We start from the raw sequence: 24,802 nt of genomic DNA on the forward strand, positions 1-24,802 counted from the left end.
TAGGAGTCAAACATGCTGCAATTGGCAAAAGTGAGTCTTTTGCAAGGATGGCTACCAATAAGCCTTTTTAGCGTAAATGGTATTTCTTTAGTCTTGTTGCTTTTTATGAAAACAAAACGCGGCAAGAAAATGTTCCACTTACTAATACAGCTTGCAATAGGTGTCATAACATTTTTTGTCGGTGGAATAATTGCTTGGCTTATTTCTGACGTGTTTCTTGTATTCGGAGTAAGTCTTGGATGGCTCGTTATTTTTTCTATTGCATGCGGCTTCGGGCTTATAGGTTTTGCAGCAACAGCACTTGTTTTCTTACACAAATGGAGGAAACTAGTTGCAGTAATAGCTATTATCTTGACGTTAGCAAGCACAGCTCTTCATGTAGACATGATTTATGGGGAATATACGACAATAGGTTCAATATTTGGAATGGGCGGTTTTCCAAAACTAGAAGTTAATAAGCAAAAATCCGCATCCTCTAGTATTAAGCAGTGGAGAGAGTTAGCAGCCCAACAAAAACTGCCAAAACTTCCTAAAAAAGGTATTGTTCGTTCAGTTTATATCCCTAACACTGCTTCACATTTCAATGCTAGAATAGCGAACGTATACTTGCCACCTGCTGCACTTGTTAAAAAACCACCAAAACTGCCAGTTATGGTCATGTTCGCAGGACAACCTGGTAGCCCTAATCACTTTTTTGCAGCAAGCGATATTGCAAATACTTTAGACAATTACGCGAAAGATCACTACGGTCTTGCACCTATTGTTGTAGCTCCTGACCAAAATGGTGAATCTTCGCATAATTCTCTTTGTGCGGATACACATGTGTTCGGCAAAGCAGAAACATATTTAATTAATGATGTTCCTAAATGGATACGCAAACATTTGCCAGTAAGCAAAGATCCTAAAATGTGGCTTATGGGCGGCTTCTCACAAGGAGGCACTTGCTCAACGCAACTAGTTCCATCTCACCCTGATATATTCGGAAACATTTTTTCTGCCGGAGGGGAACTAGAACCAACGTATAAGAATCGCCAAGAAACAATTAATCATTATTTCAATGGAAACACATCAGAATATGAGCGACACGTACCTAGTGTGATAATGCGTAAAAATGCTCCTTTGAAACAAAATTATTACGCTATTGCAGGCTCATGGGATACTAAATCTCAAGCGAATCAGGCAACCATTGCATTAAGCGCACATCGCGCTGGAATGAATGTTATAACCATGCTTTCTCAAGGCAATGGTCATGATTGGCACACAGTAAAAGCTGGATTAAAAATAGCAATTGATCAATTCTGCAAAAAAACAGGTATTTCAAGCACTGCACCAAAACTTAATACCTACCAAAATGTACAAATTCTTATCAACCAGCAGGTGAATCGAGACTAATATGATGCTGTCTTTCTTTCATAAACGTTGTAAGAAAAATGATTCTGATTCTAAACATTCAGCAATTCGGCATACAAAAATATTGATGCACGATTTCATAGCTTGGATGCAACATAAAGTTTTTGCATTAACACTTACGTGCATTTTTATTGTTATAAATTGCATACATTGGGTTGTATTAACGCTTATGCATTTTTATACTTATGGCACAAGCGCTACTCTTGCACAATTGTTTATGCGGCATCATCGCTCAAAAGGTCCAAGCCTATTCTTCGGGCACGGAAACGTCACAGAGCTGCTGATAAAAGTATGTCATTCGCTTATTTTCGTAAATAATATGCCATCTCTTATGGTTAATTGTTTACTTGTTGCCGTACTTATTGGCGTTGCAGAAACTCGTATAAGTAGACTCAATATTATTTATATTGCAATATTTAGCACACTTATTGGCATAATTGTAGGATTAACAATCATAGGTAATCTTTCAATCATTATTCGAAACATGCATTGGATTACCAAGATTCCTATTCGACTATCTCCATTCACACTGTTTATTGGCGCTTTTATGGCTTCTGCATCTTACGAATCTATTTTGTGGCGCAGAAGAACTTTAGTAATTGGATACGCTACTACTTCAGCAATGCTTCTTTATAGTGGAAATCCTGGCGATTATTGCACTATTATTGCAGCTCTTACAGGGCACATCATCGGCAATATTATGAGCAAAACAAAAGGCGTTAAACGAAGTGTAAACTGGTGGGAAGGTACAGATTACGAAATTCGTAGGCTTTTTGCAGTAGCTCAGAGCATTATTGCATTAGGTCCAGTGTTGGCATTATCTTCGCGCTCTCACGCAGGAATTCTTACTACTCTTGGTTTGTTTATGTCACCGCAACTAGGCTCTAAAACATGGCTTACGCGATGCATGACAAATTACAGCACAAATAATTGTTTTCTTCATTCAGGTCTACATCACGCTGCAATTGGCGGATTATGGATTCGCATTCTATTACCAAGCATCACACTGATGATTATTGCGTGGGGAATGTTACGAGGGCGTAGACTAGCTGCATTAACTTCTATATTTATAAACGCACTAACTGTGCTATATGCAGGAATGTATTTCACTGTTTTGCCTTTAATTGCCACAAAACAAAATATTTTGGAACATCAACATAATGCTGTTGCTGTTGCTTTTATGCTTACAGCTCTCCCACCATTATTGCTTACTATTTTGTTGATAATTAATTTAAAGCATTTTTCTGTTCATACGAGCAAACTACAGGCACGTTTGGGACTAATAGCGATTTTTATAGCATTGTACATAACTGGCGCTGGATATGTTGCTTTTGGTCTTATGATACCTGAAGAATTTACTCCATCTGCTGATGTTTACCACTTATTGCGAGATTTACCAGGGCGCTGGATGCCTATGGGATTTGGAAACAGATCTAACGCAATGCTTCGCACTGAAACACCTCTATCTTCTTTACTAGCACAAAGCGTGGGCGTGATATTCTGGGCAATATTGTTTATTGTCTGCTTTACGTGGTTCCGCAGCAGCATCTCTACAAGCGAAAACGATAGAAAAAAAGCAAGCTCATTAGTAGAACTTGGCGGAAACACAATGAGCTTTATGACGACTTGGGCAAATAACCATTATTGGTTCTCTCAAAGCGGGCAATCTGCAATCGCCTATAGACTAAATTACGGTATTGCACTCACTCTTACAGAGCCTTTTGGAGATGAAAAAGAATATTCGCAAGATATTCGAGGATTTATTAAATTATGCGAACAAAATTCGTGGTCTCCAGCATTCTATGCTGTGCACGATAAAACGCGTCAAGAACTAGAAAAACTTGGATTTACTTCTATTAAAGTCGGAACAGACATGCTAGTAGACCCTAATGCTTGGCAGACGCGAGGGAAAAAATGGCAAGATATTCGTACAGCTATAAACAAAGCAAAACGAGATGGAATTGCCGACGTACTTACAACTTATAACGAAGCCTCTTGGGACATACAGCAACAAATTGTAGAAATTTCAGAAGAATGGGCAGAGTTAAAAGCTCTTCCAGAAATGAAATTTACTCTCGGTGGACTTGACGAACTTCAGGATAACCGCGTCAAAATTTTATACGCTATTAATGAAGACGGCAGGGTACTTGGAGTAACTAGCTGGATGCCAACGTATAGGAATAATAGAATCATTGGTTGGACACTTGATTTTATGCGTCACCGCACAGATAGTCCTAATGGGATTATGGAATTATTAATTGCTAGAATGGCAGAACGTTTAAGAGATGAAGGATTAGAAAACCCAGACTGTTCTGTAGAATTTATGAGCCTTTCTGCAGCACCTCTAGCTGGTATAAACGAAGACACATTGAACGAAAATGGTCAAAAATCTTCTAACGTTATTAATCATGCACTAGAAATGATGTCTGACATTTTGGAACCAGCTTATGGGTTCAAATCGCTATATTTCTTCAAGAAAAAATTCCAACCATCCGCAAGTTCCGTATATGTCTGCTACATGGATTCTGCAAAATTAGCTCAGATTTCACTAGCTGTGACTCACGCCTATTTACCGGAAGCTAATCCTAAACAAATACTAGAAATGGTAAAATCGTTGCGTCCAAAAAGTAGCGAAGCGAACAAATAATTTGTTAAGTTTTAGATAAACTTCGGCGAGTTCTCCCTAGTGTTGCGTAAAGTAACAAGTGCACGTCAGGGAGGTTCATCGTGTCAGAAGTAAAGCCAACCGTCGCTGTCGTAATGGGATCCTCAAGTGATTGGGAAACCATGCGTCATGCTTGTGAAATTCTAGATAAATTCCAAGTTCCGTATATGAAACGAGTTATTTCCGCACATCGTACACCAGAATTAATGGCAGATTTTGCGCATAATGCTCGCTCAAACGGTTTCAAAATTATTATTGCTGGAGCCGGCGGAGCTGCCCACTTGCCTGGCATGATTGCGGCACAAACCACGCTTCCTGTTATTGGAGTGCCAGTACGCTCGCATGCGCTATCAGGCTGGGATTCATTGCTTTCAATAGTACAAATGCCAGGAGGTATTCCTGTTGCAACTACTGCAGTTGGAAACTCTGGAGCAACAAATGCTGGATTGCTTGCTGTAAGCATTCTAAGCACAACTGATAATCGTCTTGCTAAAGAACTAGCAGAATATCGCAATGAACTAAAAGAAAAAGTCGAGGAATCAAATGCCAACCTTATCTGAAGTAACTAATGGCGCTGTTGAACGTTTAATGCCAGGATCCACTATTGGAATTATTGGTGGCGGCCAGTTAGGGCGCATGATGGCTATTGCAGCTCGCCATATGGGTTTTCGTATTGGTGTTCTTGATCCTACGCTTGACTGCCCTGTGTTCCAAGTAGCAGATTTGCAGGTTGAAGCTAATTACGACGATCCTGAAGGCTTGCGTGAGCTTGCTGAACGTTGCGATGTATTAACTTACGAATTTGAAAATGTTAACGCAGACGCACTTGATAAAGTTCGTCATTTAACCGCAATCCCACAAGGAACTGACCTGTTACGCGTAACTCAAGATCGCGTCAGTGAAAAAACGTTCATTAATAGTCATAAAATCGAAACAGCTCCGTGGCGTGAAGTAAATAATTTAGACGACTTAGATACTGCTATTGACGAAATAGGCTTGCCAGCAATTCTTAAAACTCGTCGCGGCGGCTACGACGGTCATGGCCAAGATGTTTTGCGTACAGAAGAAGACGTTGCTAACATTCACCATCGCTCGGATCGCGGAGGAAAATTCCCTCCTTCAATTCTCGAGGGTTTCGTTGATTTTGCTTTTGAAGCATCGATCCTGGTTTCTGGAAATGGTAAGGATTTCGTAACTTATCCTCTAGTAAAAAACGTGCATCACAATAGTATTTTGCACATGACTTTAGCTCCTGCAGTAGTTGATCCTGAAGTTGAAAAAACAGCTCACGAATTAGCTTTGCGCTTAGCTAAAGGATTCGAACTAGCAGGAACATTAGGAATTGAGCTTTTCATCACTAAAGATAATCGCGTAGTAGTAAACGAACTCGCTCCTCGCCCTCACAATTCCGGGCATTATACGATTGAAGCTTGCGATATGGATCAATTTGAAGCACATATTCGCGGTATTGTTGGTTGGCCTTTAAAGAAGCCTAAGCTACTTTCCCCTGCTGTTATGGTAAATGTTCTTGGACAACATGTGGCTCCTACGCGTTCGCTGATTTTGGAACATCCAGAATGGCATATACACGATTATGGAAAAGCTGAAGTTCGTAAGAATCGCAAAATGGGTCATATTACTGTGCTATGCGATAATCCTGTTGACGCCGCTGCCGCATTAGATGCAACAGGCTGCTGGGACGACGAACTAGACTAAAAACGACGAAAGGATGCGAAATGTCTAGCGAGCCTATGCGTAGACATACAAAACAAAAAGAAATAGTACTCTCCTACTTACGCGAGTCTCGTAATTTTGTTTCTGCACAAGATTTGCACAGAATACTCGCCAAAGACGGGGAGATTATTGGCTTAGCAACAGTGTATCGTCAACTTAATTCTTTAACTCAAAGCGGCGAAGTAGACACAGTGCGTTTTAACGGTCAGCAATTATTCCGCATTTGCGACGAGAATACGCACCACCATCATTTAGTTTGCGAACGTTGCGGAAAAACTGTTGATATTGAGCCGCCTGACGACGAAGGCTGGATTCATAAAGTAGCTGAATCTCACGGGTATACTGTGGTGGATCATACGCTAGAAGTATTCGGCTTATGCGAAAGCTGCCGCGAAGAAGATAAGTAACCTGCGCGCGTCTTATTGACGCGTGCAGACCTCGCTTGCGTTGAAAGCACACCGTGCTTTCGACCTTGAGCAAGCTCGGCACCATGAAAAATCTTGAAATGCGCTATGCTATTTCAAGATTTCATAGTGCCCCCGACGCGACTCGAACGCGCAACCAACGGATTAGAAGGCCGTTGCTCTATCCTTTGAGCTACAGAGGCAAACAAATGGTTATTATACCAAAAAACTACTATCAACGCGCCATAAAATTATAAATATCAAACGTTTATATAAAAATTGTTATTCAATAATCCACGCAAGTGACATCAACACTGCAAGGAAGAACACATTGACAATAGTATACGTGAGCAAATAACGCCCACGGTAATGCGAATACTGGTGTGTAATTCCCTTATAAGAAATAAGCGAAGCCATAGAAGCAATCAAAGTACCCATTCCACCAAGATTCGTGCCAATAATAAGAAGCTTCCACTGATCACAGAATCCAGAAAGCAGAATCGTCGTCGGCACGTTGCTAATAAATTGGCTTGAAGCAATAGAAACTTCCATCGGATGCGTACCAACCCACATTTGCGCAAGATCGCTAAATCCAGCAACTCGACGCATATTGCCAATAAAAACAAAGAACATAATAAACGTGAGCGGCAAAGCCCAATCTAAAACACGGAATACGTGGCGGTCGCAAACAAGGAAAGCTGCAACCATAATGAGCACCATAATCCAGTCAGGAATCCATCCACTAACACCACACAAGCAAACAACAAACAGCAAACTATAAACAGTAACACGCCAGCGAGTAAAACTCATGCCATAGCCCATAACACGAATTTCATCAGGCTGCGGATGACCATGCGAAGGAGCCAACACACTTTGCTCAATATCGTCACCATGCAAACCTGCAAACTGGTCAACTGTGCGCGACTTAAAGAATACGAATGCAAATACGATCATCAACAGTGCTGCTGTAATCGTATAAGGCGCCATAATCTTCAAAAAATCTTGCGTAGACATATGAGTCAACGCCTTTAAATACAGATTGTGAGCATTGCCAATAGGAGTGAGCATACTTCCAACATTGGCACCAATAGTCATAAGCGTAATTACAAGAATTGACTGCTTTTCAGCATTCGCCATTACGAGCACAGATAGTGCAAAAGGCACAAAAGTTACGAGAGCAACGTCGTTCGTAATCCACATTGCCGAAAAGAATGTTAACGACATAAGCACGAGCACCAAGCCGCGCTCAGTGCGCACATGCCTTAGCAAACGCGCACCAATAGATCGAAACACACCAATGCGCTGGAATCCGCACACAACCATCATAAGGCACACTAATTGCGAAATAGTGTTGAGATGAATATAACTCAAATATTGCGGATCTGGAGGTACCAAAAAACAGGAAATAACTGCCAAAATTGCAGCAACAATAAGAATGGTTTCACACTTGACCACATTCAACAGCCAGCGCTTCATCATTCCTCCGTAACGCAATAGACATAATGACTCTATTATACTAGAAACCCAGTCCCACAATCGGGTTAAATTCCCGACAAAATCGTTGCAATAACAATAAATTAGCGACTATTAATAGCGTGATTTAGCCTAAAGTAGCTAACATAAAATTCCGCCCTTTTTTATGACACGCGCATTGAAAAAATTGCGTTTAAAGACAAGATTGCGTATATCATATTAAAACAAAGAATTTGTTGTCTACACAAGAAGCGAATTATGGCAGAAATAAACAAAACAGAAGATCAGAAGCTTGAACAAAAACTTGCTCGTCAAAAGCATCTTCGTGAAAACCACAAGCGCAATACTGCAGATTTAGTTGTTGAATGCTTGGTAAACGAAGGCGTTGAAGTAGTATTCGGTATTCCAGGTGAGGAAAATATTCCGCTTCTTGAAGCAATTGAGCGCGATGGACGCATTCGTTTTGTGCTTACTCGCCACGAGCAGGGCGCTGGTTTTATGGCAGCGACATACGCTCATATTACTGGAAAACCGGGCGTATGCTTGGCAACTCTAGGTCCTGGTGCATTGAATTTAACACTTCCTGTAGCTCAAGCAAACGCAAGCACCACACCGCTTGTAGCAATTTGCGCACAAGGTAACGTTTCTAGGCTTTATAAGGAATCTCACCAAATTATTGATTTGGTTGCACTCTTCCAGCCAATTACGCAATGGTCTTCTATGATGCTTGCTCCAGAATCTGCGCCAGAAATGGTTCGAAAAGCTTTCTCAATTGCCGGTCGCAACCGTCCGGGAGCCACATGTCTTGTTATTCCGGAAGATATCAGCGAAATGCCAGCACCTGACAACGCAAAGCCTCTTCCACTTCCACATCCGCTGCATATTATGCCAGCGCCAGACACTATTGAAGAAGCTGCGAAAATTATTAGTCAAGCAAAACAACCTATTATTTTGGCTGGAAACGGCGTTGCGCGCTCTCACGCTGAGGACCAGCTTCTTGCGTTTGCTGAGCAGCTTAATGTGCCGGTTGCAACTACTTTCGAAGGTAAGGGCGTTTTCCCAGACAATCATCCTAATGCACTTGGCGTAGTCGGCTTCATGCATCGCGATTACGAGAACTTCGCGTTTGACACTGCTGATTTGATTATTGCTGTCGGCTTCTCAATTCAGCAGTTCGACCCGAAGAAAATCAACCCAAATATTGATAAAACTATTATTCACATCAATACTTTTGTGGAAGATACCGACGCACACTACCCTACTGCGCTGAATATTATGGCGAATATTGGCCAAACGCTTAAAACTCTTACAGAAGTATTAAAGACACGAAACATTACTTTTGACGTAAGTCACCCACGTATTCGACAACTACTTACGGAAGAATTACATTCTTGCGAAAACGACGAAAGCATGCCAATGAAACCACAGCGCGTAGTTTACGATATTCGCCGCGCTGTTCCTGAAGGCACGAAGGTTCTTGTAGATACAGGCGCTCTTAAAATGTGGATGGCACGATTGTACCCAACTATGCACCCGAATACTTGCATAATCGACAACAGTCTTTCAACTATGGCTTGGACGCTTCCAGGTGCTGTTGGAGCTTCGTTTATTCGCGATAATTCCGGCAAAATTAACACGAAACCGGTTTTGGCTGTGATGGGCGACGGAAGCTTTATGATGAACGTGCAGGAAATTGAAACTGCAGTGCGCGTTGGCAGCCGAATGGTAGTTCTTGTTTGGGAAGATAACGCGTACGGCTTAATCAAGTGGAAGATGGAGCTTCATGCAGGCGAGCACGAGTACGTTGATTTCCATAATCCGGACGTGCCAAAACTGGCTAAAAGCTTTGGCGCGCGCGGTCATGCTGTTAAAAAGCCGGAGGATTTGTACAACATGCTTCGTGAAGCGCTGGATCAGGAAAGCGGCGTCGACGTGATTTCTTGCCCAGTTGACTACAGTGAGAATATGAAGCTTATTGAAAAGCTCGGCGATATTGACTTTAGTAACTGAGTTTCAATAAATTTTTGCAGACAAAAGGCTACGTAATCACGCTAGATTACGTGGTCTTTTGTTTGTTAGTACAGTTTTGTACAAAAGATTGCATGAAAGGCTACATGATTTGCGATTGTAAGTTTTTGCGAGCCGCTTCCATTGAAGTAATTTTTCCTAGAAGCTCAAGCTTTTCCTGACCATCCTTGAGTTTCGCCATACGCACTCTAGCAGCACCGATTCTACGCATATAGCCAATATCAAGAAGGCGAATAAGCAGCTCGTTTGCATACTTACTTTCTGCACTCGTAGCTTTCCGCAAAAGATCTGAAGGAGATCCGTTTGAAACTTGCTGATTCTGTCGATTGCCGGTATCTTCCAATGTATCTGCAGGAGAAGGAAGCGGCAACGGCATTACAGAAAGTTCTGTAATAACGGATTCAAGCAAAGGACCTGCAGCTTTTGTCATCATATGCAGCCACAATCCTTGCGAAACATTGCCAACCGGCAATCCACCTGCAGCTACAAATGCTTGAAACAGCGTACGAAATACTGGTGTAATAAAATTATTCAAAGTCAATTGCGCAAACAATTTCTCATCAAAAGCAAGCGGAACTTGCAAAAGTAACGCCATAAATTGTTGTTCGCACATAAATACAGCATCATCCACACGATAATAATGCTGATTTTTAGCAGAACTTTTAATAATTTCCATGCGCGAAGCTTTAAAACCTGCATTACGGTCGTCATTAATTTGCTGACCAAAAGTTGGAATAACGTTATGCTTTTGCGCATAAGCATCGTCGTCACGCACTTTCAAACGTCTACGTGCAGACTCAACTTCATTGCGCATAACAGCTAAATCAACGCCAATTGAACGCACGGCTTTGCGCATATACAAGTCAAGCAGCGAACGGTCTCGAATTTGCGCAATAAGAGGAGCGACAGCCTTTATAGCGCCCATTTGACCAGTAGTGTACGAAGTCTCAAAACGATTAATTACTGTGTCAATAACGAAATCGTATAGCGGACTTGCATGTGCAACAAGCGAACGCACAGCCTCATCACCGCGCTGAATACGCAAATCGCAAGGATCGAGATTATTGTCTGCTACAGCAACAAAAGTTTGCGTCAAAAACGCAGAATCCAAACCAAAAGCGTGTAGCGCAGCCTTTTGACCTGCAGCATCACCGTCGAAAGTAAAAACGATGCGCGAACTTACAGACTGTCCATCCACCTTCAGTGGGCCAACAAGCTGAATTGCCCCCAAAGAATCGTCTGCAATAAGGCGGCGCACAATTTTTGCATGCTCAACGCCAAACGCAGTTCCGCAAGTTGCAACAGCAGTATCAATACCAGCCAAATGACATGCCATTACATCTGTGTAGCCCTCTACAATTACAACTTGACGCTTTTTTACAATATTTGCCTTAGCTAAGTCAATTCCGTACAGAACTTGCGTTTTTCGATACAGTGCAGTATCGGGAGTGTTAATATATTTCGCGCTAATAGAATCGTCATCATAAAGCTTTCTTGCACCAAAGCCAAGAGTTCGACCAGTCGAGTCGCGAATAGGCCAAGTTAAGCGGCCACGGAAATAATCATATATTCCGCGCTGACCGAGTCTAGCGAGACCAGCGTCGAGAAGCTCTTGACGCGTAAAACCTTTATTCGCTAAGTATCTAACTAAATTATCCCAGCCTTTAGGCGCGTAACCGCAAGAAAAACGCGCACTTTGTTGCGGAGTAAAGTTTCGCCCTGCAAGTAATTCGCGCGCAGGAGCTGCCTCTTGAGTGCCGAGATTTGAAACGAAAAACTTTTGCGCTTCTTCATTTGCTTCTAAAAGCCTGGCTCGCTTAGAACCGCGCGATTGAGAATCACTATTTTGCTCCTGCTTATAATGCATCTCAATGTGGTAACGATCTGCTAAAAACTCGACCGCTTCACGAAAATCAATATTCTCTTTTTGCTCAACGTACTTAAATACGTCGCCGCCAGCGCCGCAACCAAAACAATGCCACACTCCCAAGCTTGGTCGCACACTAAAACTTGGCGTTTTTTCATCGTGGAATGGGCAAAGACCTACAAAAGTGCCAGTTCCGGAAGGCTTAAGCGTCACTGTTGCAGACACAATGTCATACAAATCTGCCGCAGCGCGCACGCGCTCAATGTCTTCTTTCACAATCATTCCAACCATGCTATCTAGCTTATCGCAAATCTGCGGCGAGTGGTATTGCGCATATAATTTTAGTGTTTCAGCCACTTTTCACCGTTTTTCCAAAGCATAATACAAAAATAGGCGATGCGAACACAGGATATACTGCGTTACGCACCGCCTTAAAATCAATTACTTGATTACAACAGATACAAATGCAATTTATAAATGCAATTTATAAGCATTAATACCTAAAAATAACTAGAGAAAAGATTAGCGAATAAACTATTTAGTGACGACTCTTGCAAAGAACAGCACCAATACCGGCAAGCATGGAAGCAGTGACAGCAGCCAAAACTACAGAAGAACCAGTATTAGGAAGTTTAGCAGTCTTATTGCTATCAATCTTATTGCTATCAATCTTATCGCTATCAGTCTTATTGTTATCAGCTTTACTATTATCGACACGATGCGGAATAGAAGTATCTACAGATTGAGTGTCAGCCGATTCAGAATTTTTTTGAGAATGTCCGAAGTAATCAATAGCAGCTACAAACCTATTGAGCGCGCCATCAAACTTTGGATGGTGCAAACTAAGATAATAAGATTCAGCTTCATCTGCCTTATTCTGAGCTGCGGCTTTTTCTTCTTCTGTAGAAGCGTTATCAACTTCATCTAAAGCTGCAACCCACTTAGCCTTAGCTTCGCAAATCTCATGATTTACTTCCAACAATGCTTTAGCTTCGGCGTACCCCTTAGCATTCGTATCGCCTGCGGAAACGATTTCATTTGCGCGAGACAATACTTCCAAAATCAAATTATCAACATCTTCTTCTTGACTATCATTGGAATAATCATCAGCCATCGCTGGAGTAGAAAAAGCTAATCCGGATAGCAAAGTTGCAGCAGCAGCGAATACTGCGATAGCTTTCTTGTTTAACATAATTTTCCTTTCTTCTTCCTTCTCACGTACAGCGTGCGAAGAATTTTGCACTAAAATATGTTAGTGTAACTTTGGGTCAAACATGTGACCTATATCACAAAATACCCCCCCCCTAGAAAATGAATGAAGTAGAAGGAAAAATAGAACAAAGCTATATAATTTTCAGGCTAAATTAATGACAGCAAATTTGCGAGAATTCACCATATAACTGATGCAAAACCGTCGAAAACACATAATCACTTGGTGAAATAAACAAAACGAGACGAAACTGTCGAAAACACCAAATCAACGATAATATCGACAAAATACGCTACGAAATCAGCGGAAGACGCACAAATCGCAAATAGTTGCGCAAGCCGCATCTTCCGCAATCTTTCGTAATCTTTTGCTACTTTACAATTCCCGATCTTTAATGAAACCAGTAAAATCAAACGGCTTCTCAACTAGGTAGTAAACGTTTGAATCATCCGGAGCTGGAGCAAAAGGTATTGCTTTATGTTTAGAAGTTGGAACAAAAGGATTGTCTCTCATATCACCATCTTTTGAAGCAACTGTTATCTCTGATTTACTGTAATATTTAGGATCTCTGCGCAAAATAAACGGACGATCCATATCCGGTTTAGTCTTGCCTTTGCCTTTAAAGAATCCGCTTGCTTCTAGTTCGTCGAGCTTTGCACTAACCGGAACAAGCACAAAATACGCGCGCATCTTATACGTTATACCCTTATTTACTCCCGGCACATCAATAAAGTTATTGCTAGAATAATCTGGATAATTGCTATCTAAATCTTGGTAATCTTGGAATTGTCCGTTAACACACAACCCCGAATGCACATTGTATACCTTATTGCCACAATAAGGATCTCCACCATCGCGAAATATTTCAGTCATGCCAGAATCACCAAAAATCAATGTATTGTGCAAAGGAAGAGAATTCTTATCTTCATCACTATCATCAGTATCAATTGCATCACCCAATAATTGCTGTGTATACTGCCACATTCCGAAACTGTGTGCATAATCTTTATTATTTTCATCATCTACTAAATCATCCATAGCATGAGTGCCACGAAGAAGCACTCTAGTATTCTCGCCTATTTCTGTATCATAATTTGTAGGTTCAAACTCTAAGCAATCTCCAGATTTAGTGCACCATTTTCCAACAAATGGAACTAATGTAGAAACTACAGTTGCTTGATTACTTTCACCATATCCACGCTTGCTAGTAAACATTTTCTTAGTTTCAGAAGCATCAGCGCCATAGTAAAGCGTTATGTCGGTATCTCCCCTATGTGATTGCCCTAATCCAAGATTAGACCCAACAATTTTGCCTAAGTGTTTTCGGGATGAATATTTTGGTACAAGTCTAACTTTGAATCCTTCATCAGACATCATTTTGTACGCTTCGTCTTTATCTTTATCGAATAATTCAACAGGAACAGACCTGCCGCTATCAGGATATTTATCTTCTTCTCCAACGCCTATGAAGATTTCTTTATTTTCATCTAAAGGCTCGCCTGGCATTGGGTTAGTTGCAGCAATTTTTCCAGGATGAAGTGAGGCTACTTTGTAAACTTTTACTGGAACTCCCATTGATTTTAATAGAGGCGCTGCTTCTTCAACAGTTTTTCCAATCACTCCCTTTTCCGGAATTCCAGGACCTTTGGATTCAACGACCGTTACAACGTGATTTCCGTGAATAACTTGCCCAGGTTTTACGTTTTGATACCGAGCAAAATTACCTGGTTTACTTCCTCCGAAATCTTTTACTAAGTGAGTTTCAACACCTTTTTCTTGCAGTTCGCGTACAACATCTTGCGCAGATTGTGAAGTTTTTGCTTTAGGTACGACTATGCGTTCAGATGGCGCTGCTTTACGAAAATGCGGAAAAGTAAAGAAGAAGACTGCCGCCGCAATAATTGCAACCGCTGCTATAACACATGCGCTTATAACAATTAGTTTGCGATTTTTTATAAGTGGAGTTGCATATTCAGGCTGAGCTATTTGAATTCCAGGCTGCTCTACTCCCGTAGGCTGCATCACTTCCGTAGGCTGAGATTGTTCAACGTTATTCCCGTATGAAACAGAAGCACCACAGTTACCACAGAATTTTTCTCCAGGAATAATATTATTCCCGCAATTTGCACAAAACATTCTCAACCTTCTTCGCACACTTTAGTCTTTACAACAAATCTACACTCACAGCTCACCCAGAACAAAGCACTTAGCAAAAGCACCTAGCACAAAGCCGCGTGAAGAGTTGTAGCAGAACCGTCTGTAAGACTTGCCACCTGGTCGATTGCAACACGAAGACGCTCATCATCGTTAGTGCACTCGTTCCAATCTCCCACGAATACTTCCTCCATTGCATCGTGCGAGCGCGGCGACTTGCTCATAAATACTTCTACTAAATCTGTCAAAATTTTCTGTTCGCGCTTATAAACTTCACGCTCGCGAGGAGCGATTATAAAGTGCACAGCTAAGCTTTTCAGCATCACAATTTCGTAGGAAGTATTTTCCGGAATCACAAGGTTTGCGCGGTAGCGAACAAGCGGACCGTTGCCATAACGCTCACGCGTAGCGTGCTCAACAGAGCTTGCAAAACGACCAATAAGAGCACTAGTAATATTTTTCAACTGCGCTAGCGCTCGACGAGAACCGTCGAAAGAATTAGGAAACATGTGAAGCGAGCGCAAACGTTTCAAAGCATCCAAAAGTTTATCTACATCCCAACGTTCACCATACCATGCATGGGTTTCTTCAATAACTTCATCTACAACTTTTGAATCCGCAACTAAAGCAGGGTTAAAAGCGCCAGTTACAATCGCATCCTCAATATCGTGCACACTGTAAGCAATGTCGTCTGAAAGATCCATTATTTGACATTCCATTGGTTTTGCTTCGCGTGGAGCACCAATTTTCAGCCATTCAAACACATCTCGATCATCCGGATACACACAGAATTTCAAATCACGCTCGCCTTTATCGTGCGCTTTTGCTTCTTCTAATCCCCACGGATACTTCACTGCAGCATCTAATGCTGCGCGCGTAAGATTTACTCCTGCACTTCTACCGTTTTCGCGAAAAACTTTCGGTTCTAAGCGCGTAAGTAAGCGAAGAGTTTGTGCGTTTCCTTCAAATCCACCAATATTTTTCGCTAATTCTGCGAGCGCGCGTTCTCCGTTATGGCCAAATGGTGGGTGCCCTAAGTCGTGCGATAAGCAAGCGCAATCAACAACATCCGGATCGCATCCAAGCATTGCTGCAATTTGCCTACCAATTTGCGCAACTTCCAAAGTATGTGTCAAGCGAGTTCGAGCAAAATCATCCGAACCCGCAACTAAAACCTGGCTTTTTGCACCCAATCGACGTAGCGCAGATGAGTGTATGATTCGCGCACGATCTCGTTCAAAAGGCGTTCTCACACGAGTGTGATGAGGCTCACTCGCCCAGCGCTCAGTATCATGCAAATCGTATTCGCCAACGATCTCATTATCCGATGCAATTACTTCGTTGCACATACAGCACCTCTTTTATTTGCAATTAAGGCTAATTTAACCTTCTAAAAAACCAAGCAGCAACAAGCTATATAAGACTTTTTGCGTCCAATTTTGCAATATCGCTAGAAGATAGCACTTCGTAAGCATTGCGGTAAAGCCGCGGCACGCGAGGTCCGATTCCAGTCATGATTTCGTAGCTGATTGTTCCTGCAGCTTCTGCCCAATCGTCGGCAGTAGGCTCAGCAAATTCCACACCTCTTCCAGGACCAAAAAGCGTTACAGTATCGCCTTCTCGGACGCCTAACTCTGCAGCATCGCCTTTTAAATCAACTATGAACTGATCCATGCAAACTCGCCCTGAAACATTCAAAATTCGCGCACCTTTATTGGTTTCTACTCTAACCGGTCCGCCCTGCTTATCAACATGACGCGCACCTTGCATATCAAATCCGGAAGCAGATCGCAAAATTCCGTCAGCGTAACCAAGCGGCACAATAGCAGTACTCGTATTATTTGGAGTTAAATACGTGCGCCCGTAGGAAATTCCATGCCCTTCTTCTACAGCTTTTACAGTGCCAAGTTGCGCTTGAAGCGTCATAGCTGGTTGCAATCCATAAGTTTGAGAATCCCCCATTGCAGGATCCGGCTCGTATCCATACAAACCAATTCCTGGTCTAACAAGCTCAAAACGAATTTCTGGACGATTAAGCGTTGCAGCAGTATTCGCTAAATGGCGGATTTTAGGTGCCACAGATGCTTCTTTCATGCGATTTGTAAACTCGTGGAATTGTTGGATTTGCCGGTCGGTTGCATCTACAAATTCTGGAACATCAGGAGAATCTGCCACAGCTAAGTGACTCCATTGGCCAATAACCTCAATTACGCCTTCACTAGAGTATTGTTGCAATTTTTCTAGAGCGGCACTAAAACCTTCTGGCGTAAAACCGTTTCGTCCAAAACCAGTATCGACTTTTACGTGCACGCGAGCAGGTTTACCTAACTTTCGTGCAGCAAAAGCTACAGCATCAAGAGAGTCAACAGAGCCTACTGAAATATCGATATCTGCTGTAATCAGATCTGCAAATCTCGTAGTTGGAGCGCTAGTAAGCCAAGTGAGAATATGGCAACGGCTAGAATCAATACCAGCTGCACGCAAACGCAACGCTTCGTACGGTTGAGCTGTGCCAAGCCAAGTAGCACCTCCAGCCAAAGCCGCGAGCGCACTAGGAACAAGCCCGTGACCGTATCCGTCTGCTTTTACGACTCCCATAACTTCCGGCGCATTCTGACTAGGCTGCAAATCTTGCGAAACGCGCTCAACCAAAGTACGCATATTGTCTCGAAGCGCCTTCAAATCGACAATTACTTGCCCAGGGTATACGCTTAACGCGCGAGCATAGTTTGCTTCTAACATTGCCGCATTACGTGCACTATTACTTGCCGCATTACTTAAATCTGTACTCATAACTCACCTAACTGATTTAGTATGCTTTTAATGCTACATGCTCTTTTGCATACTCTCCATAAGCTTTTTAAGAACACATGCGCATTTCATATGACATGATTAAGTGTTTGCACCCATTGGTATGCAATACGTACTGCACTGTGCGCACGATCTGGAATAACGACCAATCCACAACGACTAAACCCTGCACGCGTAATTACTTTTTGCATAATCACGTTATCTGGATGCGTATCAATGCGTACATTATTATAGTTTTGCTGCACCCAATGCAAGCACGCTGTTGCCATTTTTGGTTTTATTCCCGAAGATGCTAAGCGGTGAATTGTTACATAAGGGGAAATATCATCAAGCCATGCACCGTCAATACTGGCATACACTTCATCAACACCTTCGCATAATGCGAATTGCGCTAAAATACGCTCGTTATGCGATTCTGGATCCTCGTCAACAATCAAATAGAAACGTTTTAAACGAATATCCTCAATAACACTTGAAACAAGTGGAAAACTATTCCCCCACTGATGAGGATTGCCTGTAACACGCATAAATTTGCGAGCATTTTCATAAATATGCTCAATATTTCGCAAGTCACCAAGAGTTGCTTTTCTCAATGTTATATCTTCCATGCCAACCTCTAAAAGAAACCAAATAAAATCACGCAAAATTAGCTAATTATTACTTACACAAGTTTGCGCTCAAAAGGATCCGAACTAATTCCCTTCGCTAGAATATCTTTACACCATTGACTAGCACCAAATAAACTGTGGTCTCTATAGTTGCCGCAAGATTCAATAGTTGTTGCAGGAACATCATCCCAGGTGGCATTAAACGCAATAAACTCAAGAGATTCCTTTAAAGCGCGCGCCACATCTTCTGTGCTGTGTTCGCCCCAAGTTAGCAGATGAAAACCAGTTCTGCAGCCAAAAGGCGAGCAATCAATATAGCCATCAATACGCTCACGAAGTAACACTGCAATCATATGCTCAATTGTGTGCAAAGCTGCAGTAGGAATCGCTTCCTCATTAGGCTGCGTTAAACGAATATCATAGTTGGAAATAACATCCCCATTAGGACCTTTTTGCGTATTGATATAGCGCACATAAGGTGCTTTTACTTTAGTATGATCTAGTTCAAAACTTTCTGGTCTAGGTCTAGACGCATCCTGCTTATTCATAAGTATTCCCTTCACTTAACTACACAATAAACAACGTACTCTTTAACGTAGTGAGTACTTCTATAGTAGACGGTAATTGCCTAATTAGTTGAAAGATTTATTAGTAGAAAGATTTATTTACATGATTGCTGCGTTTACAAGAGCACGAGTGTAGTCATTTTGTGGATTATTGAGCACATCATTTACACTGCCACATTCCACAACTTTTCCTTCATTAAGAACAATAACTCGCGTTGCTAAATGCCGGATCATACCCAAATCATGACTTACGAATATGCATGACATGCTTTTACGCTCGGAGCGAATGGATGCAAAAGCGTCTAAAATGCGAGTTCTTTCCGCAACATCAATTGCACTCATAGGCTCGTCAGCAAGCAAAACTCGAGGATTATTGATTAATGCGCGAGCAATACAAACACATTGCGCTTGACCGCCAGAAAGCTCGTGAGGATGACGTTCCAAAAAATCTTCAGGTTTTAAGCCTACTAATTTCAGCATTTCACAAACACGCTGCTCAATAGTTGCATCGTCTAATTTAAGCGATTTTTGCCATATTCTAAGAGGCTCAGCAACACTTTTTTGAACTGTCCAGCGTGGATCCAATGCGGCAAACGGATGCTGAAATACAAGCGACGATTCGCGTCTCATAAGCGTACAAGCATTTTTATTTACTTCTAATAAATTGGCATTATTTACAATTTCACCGCAATAAGTAACGTTTCCTTCAGAAAGAGTTTCAAGCCCCAACATAGCGCGTATAAGAGTTGTTTTGCCGGAACCAGATCCGCCAATAATCGCCAAAGATTCGCCAATATTAAGATTTAAATCTACACCGCTTAACACTTCAGCACGAGTTTTTGCGCGACCTAAAGTAACGTGAATATTTTTTGCATTTATAAGCGAATTTTCTTCACTATTGCCAATACGGGAATTAAATTTCTTAGAATCAACGTTTGCAGAACCAGTATTTACAGAACCAGTATTTGCAAAATCAACATTTGCAGAACCCACTTTTGCAGAATCTAAATTTTTAGAACCTAAATTTTGCGCTCTAAAAGTCAACTTTTTAGCAGCGCTCACTAATTGTTTAGTAGAAGAAATACGCGGATTATCAAGCAAATTCTTAATATTTTCACTATCGACCACACGCCCAGAATCGAGCACATAGCAACGATTAGCAGCATGCGAAAGCACAGAAAAATCGTGCGTTACAAAAAGCATTGAAGCGCCCATATCATCTACAAGTGAAGCAAGCATTCGCACAACTTCACTTTGTGTAACCGAGTCAAGCGCGGTAGTAGGCTCATCAGCCAAAATCAAACGCGGAGAAGTAATCAAAGCTGTAGCAATACCAACTCGCTGCTGTTGACCTCCAGAAAGCTCAAACGTGCGTTTAGATGCGAGATTTTTCGACAACCCTACTTTTTCAAGCATCATGCGTACTCGATTGTGAATATCGTCATCATCTAGATTGTAATGTATTCGCAAAGGCAAAGAAATTTGTTTTTCAACGCTTAACATTGGATTAAGCGCTCTATTAGCCTGCTGAAATACTACACCAACGTATTTTCCGCGAATAGAAGCTAAATTTTCATCTTTTGCTTTCACTGTTTGAAAATTGCCAAGCATACAAGAGCCTGAAATTTCAGCATTTGACGGCAATAATCCAGTTATAGCTCGAATTAGCATAGATTTGCCAGAGCCAGAAGAACCAACTAAGCCAACACGCTCACCGTCAGAAATCTCAATTGATACGTTGTCAAGAATTAGTTTTCCGCCAAGTTTTAGCGTAAGATTTTGAATATTTAAGCTCATTTTTCCCCTACTTTATTCGTACTTTTTGATGAAGGATCTAAAACTTTGCGCAATACGTCACCAAAAAGATTAAGAGCAACAACAACCACAGTCACAATCAAACCTGGCCAGACAACCGATAAAGGATTTACGTGAATTAACGAAACAGAAGTAGCCAACACGCGCCCCCAGCTAGGAACTCCAGAAGGAACACCAATACCCAAGTATGTTAAGCCACTTTCAGCCAAAATAACAGTTCCTGCAGAAAGAGAAAGCTCAACAAAAGCAACAGGAATAATATTTGGTAAAACATGATGAATAAGAACATATTTACGCGAGGAACCTTGCAAAACAGCTGAAGTCACATAATCAGATTGCAACGCAAGCTGCGCACTAGGTCGTACAATACGTGCTAAATTCAAGCCATAGCCAGTTCCACAAGCAATAACAATCACAACAACACTAGCTCCAAACGGAACTGCAAGCATAAGCGCAATTAAAACAGTTGGAATAGAAATCAATGCGTCAACAGACATAATGCTTATTGTGCGAACAATTTGTGAACTAGAAATCATAAAGCTCAAAACAATAAACCCAACACAAGTAGCAACTAGAACAGTAGAAAAAACGAGAATCAGCTCAATTCTTGAACCTGCCATAAGCCAACTAAGCATATCTGAACCAGTGCCGTCCGTGCCAAGCCAATGCGAAAAAGACGGCTTCTGCCATACTTTAAAACCATTAGTTTCTAAAAGTGAGTACGGAGTCCATAAAAGCGAAAGCAAAGCAACAAAAAACCATATTGCAAACGTTAAACACACAAATTTACCGAAAGTAGCATTCCATATGCGCTTAAACAAAGTAGATTTTACTTTGATACTTTTTTTAGACATATTGCACATAAAAACTCACCTTATTCGCATGTTAGATTCAACAATAGGAAATTAATTCAAACTATCTTTAGATAACCTAGGGTCAAGTAGTCGATGGGTAATGTCAACTACAAAGCCGATTAGTAAGAACAGCGCAGCAAGCATAAAAAGCTCACCTTGCACTGCAATTAGATCGCGCAAACCAACATCTCGAACCATTCCCGTACCAATACCAGGTAAGGAAAACAGGTTTTCAATAACCATCACGCCCATAACCATATGAGCGAAAGTTAAACCAATAACAGATACAAGTTGAGGAAGAGCAAGTCGCAAACCAACACGCCACACAACTTGTTTGCGAGTCATTCCGCAAGCCATAGCTTGAGAAGCTACTTCACTTTTAACAATATTTTCAACAGTTGCAGCAGTGTAACGCATAAAACTAGATCCAACAATAAGTCCTACTGTAAGAGCCGGAATAAGAAGAGACGCAAAAGCTTCAGGAAATTCGCTCCAGCCATCTGTAGGGAAACCTTGAGTTGGCAACAAACTGAACACACCAATACCGCGTCCTAATAGCAAAATAAGTAGCATGCAACCCCATAATGCTGGAACAGAGCCTGCTGTAATAGCCAAAAAGCGCATAATTGCCTGTGAAAATTTGCCTTCATGAGTAATTTGCAAACATCCAAGTGAAATACCAACTACTAAAGCAATAAACAGACCCAAAAGAATCAGTGGAAAAGTAATAGAAGCACGCATCGCAATAGTTGAACTTACGGAACGACCAGTTAACATGGACACGCCAAAGTCACCGCGGAAAACACCACAAATCCAGTCAACATACTGCGTAAAAAGTGGTTTATTAATACCAAGTTCTGCTCTAAGCTCCTCTGCTTTTCCGCTAGGAGCGTTTAAGCCGGCCATAACTTGCGCAACATCGCCCGGAAGTACACGTAACGATATGAAAATAACTACAGAAATACCAAGTAAAGCAAGAGTAAACAGCAATACTCTGTAGCAAATCATGCGAAACATAAAATGCCTCCTTTCTATGTTCTTCTAGTCGAAACGCACCACAAATACACAAATTCGGGCACTAGTGCAGTTTGCGCGCTGCGCGAGTGTCTCATTTTGCATGTTTTGGGACACTCGCGCAGATTACGCTCGCACACTACGCTCTATGCGCGAAGGCAGGCCGTCAGCGCACACAAACCACAACCAAATTCCCAATGTGCCCACATGTGAGTCTTCCCTGCCTTCGTCAATCGAGACGAAGGCAGACCTCGCTTGCGCTGAAAGCACACTGTGCTTTCAACTTGAGCAAGCTCGGCGCTCCGAGTTGCCTTCGCGCGCTACGCTCTATGCGCGAAGGCAGGTCGTCGCGCACAGCTAACACAAAATCAGTTAAGCCGCAGGTTGTATAGCGGCAAAATCTCTTGATTCATGTCAAAAGGCATTCCTTCAAGATTCTTCATTTTCGCAGTTACAACGCGATAGTTAAACAGCCAATCAGCAGGAGCATCCTCGCTAATAATTCGCGCAGCTTTAGCAAGCAATTTATTTGACTCTTTAGGATCCGCACAAAGCATAGCTTTAGCATACAAATCCTGGACTTGCTTATTGTCGTAACCGTAGTAATACGTAGGATCCGCCCACTGCCCAAAATCGTGACTCTCATTGTGATCAACCATCGACAAATCATACTGCTTATTCTTATAAACATCTTGAAGCCAAGTAGTAAACTCAACAATATTAACTTTCAAATTGATTCCAATAGGCTTCAATTGCGAGCGCAGCTGATCGCCAATTTGCGTGCCGTAAATATTCGGATAAGTAAGCGTCAAATCCATAGGATGAGATTCGTCAAATCCGACTTCCTTCATTAACTCCTTAGCGCGCTGCAAATCATGAGGATACAGCTTAGTTAAATCCTCATAACCAGGGTCAAGAGAAGGAATTGGACCACCAAGAGCTAAATCCGTGCCGCCACGAGATGCAATAATTTGCTTGTGATCAATCGCGTAACGAATAGCTTTGCGCACGCGCTTATCCTTAGTACGTTCGCCTTTCATATTCATAGCTAGAACAAATTTATCTGTGCCATTACCTGCACTGACATCGTAACGCTTGGAATCATCTTTAAAAGGCTTAGCAAGTTGACCAGAAATAGGAGCTAATGCTTGCACAGAACCGGAAGAAAGTGCGTCAACCGCTGCGTTATCGTCAACAAAATAGCGAACTACTATCTTATTAGTTTGCGCACGATGAATACCTTTATAACGCGGATTTGCTTTTAAAACAACACGATCATTTGGCACAAATTTGTCAATTAGATACGGTCCAGAACCGACTGCTTGAGTTTTTGCATCATACTTTGCGCTTTTATCAAAAACTAAACCTGAACGACTGCAAAGTGCCCACAAAAGCTTAGCATTTGGCTCTTTAAGAGTGATTTCAAACGTGTAATCATCTTTTGCTTTAGCAGACTCAACTTTTCCAACCATGTTAGAGCCGCGATATTTTTTAGCAATAAGCTCGCTAAACGACCATTCTGCATCATGCGCAGTAAGCTTATTGCCGTTAGAAAATACAGCACCCTTACGCATGTGGAATGTGTAACGCAAACCATCTTTACTTACTTCCCAGCTTTGAGCTAACGAAGGAACTACCTGATTAGTAGCATTGCGAGCAACTAAGCCTTCATACACGTTACCAATAAGCAACTGGTCGAGTGAGGAACCTGATTGATTACGGATATCAAGATTCGTAGGAGCTAACTTTAGACCTATAGATATAGTTTTGTTCGAAATTTCCGATACTGAATTTGATTTATTTGGTTTATTAGATGTAGTAAGAGTTGCAAAAATTGCACTAAACACTACTACCAAAACAATAGCTAAGCTAAATAGCCAGATCTTGCCCATTTTGCGTTTTGAGCCTGAATAAGCATATTTTTCAGCTTCATTCAGCGAAGAGTCAGTGCTCGCAACGAAAGAAGTGCTTTTATTAGTCTCATTGTTAGTTTTACCGGAGAATTTTTCAGTCGCGCCGTTTTCTTCGTGCACGCTTTCCTCAGGTTTGCTGTTAGCCATACCATAAACCTTTCTTAATGGCATATAAACATTATTTATTTATTATTATTTATTTTTTTATTTATTCTTTATTTATTTTTGTCTTATAGCTCGCCGCTTTATTGGAAATGCACATTTGCAAACATAACT

At 41.6% G+C, this 24,802-nt stretch carries 18 protein-coding genes and 1 tRNA gene; 6 read left to right on the forward strand and 13 right to left on the reverse strand.

What is annotated here, in order from left to right:
- Positions 1-12: 12 nt before the first annotated feature.
- From DOD25_RS03790 to DOD25_RS03810, 5 genes are all read left to right on the forward strand, one after another.
- Positions 13-1,392, forward strand: a complete 1,380-nt coding sequence (locus DOD25_RS03790; protein ID WP_064340224.1) for an alpha/beta hydrolase — start codon at positions 13-15, stop codon at positions 1,390-1,392.
- Position 1,393: 1 nt separating this feature from the next.
- Positions 1,394-4,057, forward strand: a complete 2,664-nt coding sequence (locus DOD25_RS03795) for a bifunctional lysylphosphatidylglycerol flippase/synthetase MprF (RefSeq protein WP_082851859.1) — start codon at positions 1,394-1,396, stop codon at positions 4,055-4,057.
- Positions 4,058-4,170: 113 nt separating this feature from the next.
- A complete protein-coding gene (gene purE / locus DOD25_RS03800; RefSeq protein WP_217430206.1) occupies positions 4,171-4,635 on the forward strand; it encodes a 5-(carboxyamino)imidazole ribonucleotide mutase in 465 nt (154 codons plus the stop codon).
- Positions 4,619-5,791 (forward strand): 5-(carboxyamino)imidazole ribonucleotide synthase, encoded by a 1,173-nt coding sequence (gene purK, locus DOD25_RS03805; protein ID WP_004106000.1) that lies wholly within the window; start codon positions 4,619-4,621, stop codon positions 5,789-5,791. Before purE ends, purK begins: the two co-directional genes overlap by 17 nt.
- Positions 5,792-5,811: 20 nt before the next feature.
- The gene (locus DOD25_RS03810; protein WP_004106002.1) at positions 5,812-6,216 is read left to right on the forward strand and encodes a Fur family transcriptional regulator; all 405 of its coding nucleotides are present in this window, start codon (positions 5,812-5,814) and stop codon (positions 6,214-6,216) included.
- A gap of 127 nt (positions 6,217-6,343) precedes the next feature.
- Here the strand turns inward: DOD25_RS03810 and DOD25_RS03815 are convergent.
- Positions 6,344-6,416: transfer RNA gene (locus tag DOD25_RS03815), tRNA-Arg, on the reverse strand.
- 79 nt (positions 6,417-6,495) lie between these two features.
- Positions 6,496-7,689 carry an SLC13 family permease gene (locus DOD25_RS03820; protein ID WP_064340223.1) on the reverse strand — a complete coding sequence of 398 codons (1,194 nt, stop codon included), beginning with the start codon at positions 7,687-7,689 and terminating at the stop codon, positions 6,496-6,498.
- Between the two features lie 255 nt (positions 7,690-7,944).
- Between DOD25_RS03820 and DOD25_RS03825 the strand changes: the two genes are divergently transcribed.
- On the forward strand, positions 7,945-9,696 hold the full coding sequence (locus DOD25_RS03825) for an acetolactate synthase large subunit (protein ID WP_112928740.1): 1,752 nt from the start codon (positions 7,945-7,947) through the stop codon (positions 9,694-9,696).
- A 100-nt stretch (positions 9,697-9,796) separates the two neighbouring features.
- Here the strand turns inward: DOD25_RS03825 and dnaG are convergent, their stop codons facing one another.
- From dnaG to DOD25_RS03880, 11 genes are all read right to left on the reverse strand, one after another.
- Positions 9,797-11,938: a DNA primase gene (gene dnaG, locus DOD25_RS03830; RefSeq protein WP_407645738.1), complete on the reverse strand. Its 2,142-nt coding sequence runs from the start codon at positions 11,936-11,938 to the stop codon at positions 9,797-9,799.
- Between the two features lie 181 nt (positions 11,939-12,119).
- Positions 12,120-12,773 (reverse strand): hypothetical protein, encoded by a 654-nt coding sequence (locus tag DOD25_RS03835; protein WP_032842434.1) that lies wholly within the window; start codon positions 12,771-12,773, stop codon positions 12,120-12,122.
- Positions 12,774-13,166: 393 nt separating this feature from the next.
- A complete protein-coding gene (locus DOD25_RS03840; RefSeq protein ID WP_064340222.1) occupies positions 13,167-14,927 on the reverse strand; it encodes a PASTA domain-containing protein in 1,761 nt (586 codons plus the stop codon).
- Positions 14,928-15,010: 83 nt separating this feature from the next.
- Positions 15,011-16,294, reverse strand: coding sequence for a deoxyguanosinetriphosphate triphosphohydrolase (locus DOD25_RS03845; RefSeq protein ID WP_004106024.1), 1,284 nt, complete (start codon positions 16,292-16,294; stop codon positions 15,011-15,013).
- Positions 16,295-16,358: 64 nt separating this feature from the next.
- Positions 16,359-17,738, reverse strand: coding sequence for an alanine racemase (alr, locus tag DOD25_RS03850; RefSeq protein ID WP_004106025.1), 1,380 nt, complete (start codon positions 17,736-17,738; stop codon positions 16,359-16,361).
- Positions 17,739-17,824: 86 nt separating this feature from the next.
- On the reverse strand, positions 17,825-18,364 hold the full coding sequence (locus DOD25_RS03855) for a GNAT family N-acetyltransferase (RefSeq protein WP_032842431.1): 540 nt from the start codon (positions 18,362-18,364) through the stop codon (positions 17,825-17,827).
- A 53-nt stretch (positions 18,365-18,417) separates the two neighbouring features.
- Positions 18,418-18,912: an S-ribosylhomocysteine lyase gene (locus tag DOD25_RS03860; RefSeq protein ID WP_004118906.1), complete on the reverse strand. Its 495-nt coding sequence runs from the start codon at positions 18,910-18,912 to the stop codon at positions 18,418-18,420.
- A 117-nt stretch (positions 18,913-19,029) separates the two neighbouring features.
- Positions 19,030-20,727 (reverse strand): nickel ABC transporter ATP-binding protein NikE, encoded by a 1,698-nt coding sequence (nikE, locus tag DOD25_RS03865; RefSeq protein ID WP_112928742.1) that lies wholly within the window; start codon positions 20,725-20,727, stop codon positions 19,030-19,032.
- Entirely contained in the window at positions 20,724-21,608 is an 885-nt protein-coding gene (locus tag DOD25_RS03870; RefSeq protein WP_112928744.1) for an ABC transporter permease, read from the reverse strand. Before DOD25_RS03870 ends, nikE begins: the two co-directional genes overlap by 4 nt.
- A 42-nt stretch (positions 21,609-21,650) precedes the next feature.
- The gene (locus DOD25_RS03875; RefSeq protein ID WP_004106035.1) at positions 21,651-22,616 is read right to left on the reverse strand and encodes an ABC transporter permease; all 966 of its coding nucleotides are present in this window, start codon (positions 22,614-22,616) and stop codon (positions 21,651-21,653) included.
- Positions 22,617-22,981: 365 nt separating this feature from the next.
- Positions 22,982-24,673, reverse strand: coding sequence for an ABC transporter substrate-binding protein (locus DOD25_RS03880; protein ID WP_112928747.1), 1,692 nt, complete (start codon positions 24,671-24,673; stop codon positions 22,982-22,984).
- Positions 24,674-24,802: the final 129 nt, after the last annotated feature.

It is taken from the genome of Gardnerella leopoldii (genome assembly GCF_003293675.1).
GTDB lineage: Bacteria > Actinomycetota > Actinomycetes > Actinomycetales > Bifidobacteriaceae > Bifidobacterium > Bifidobacterium leopoldii.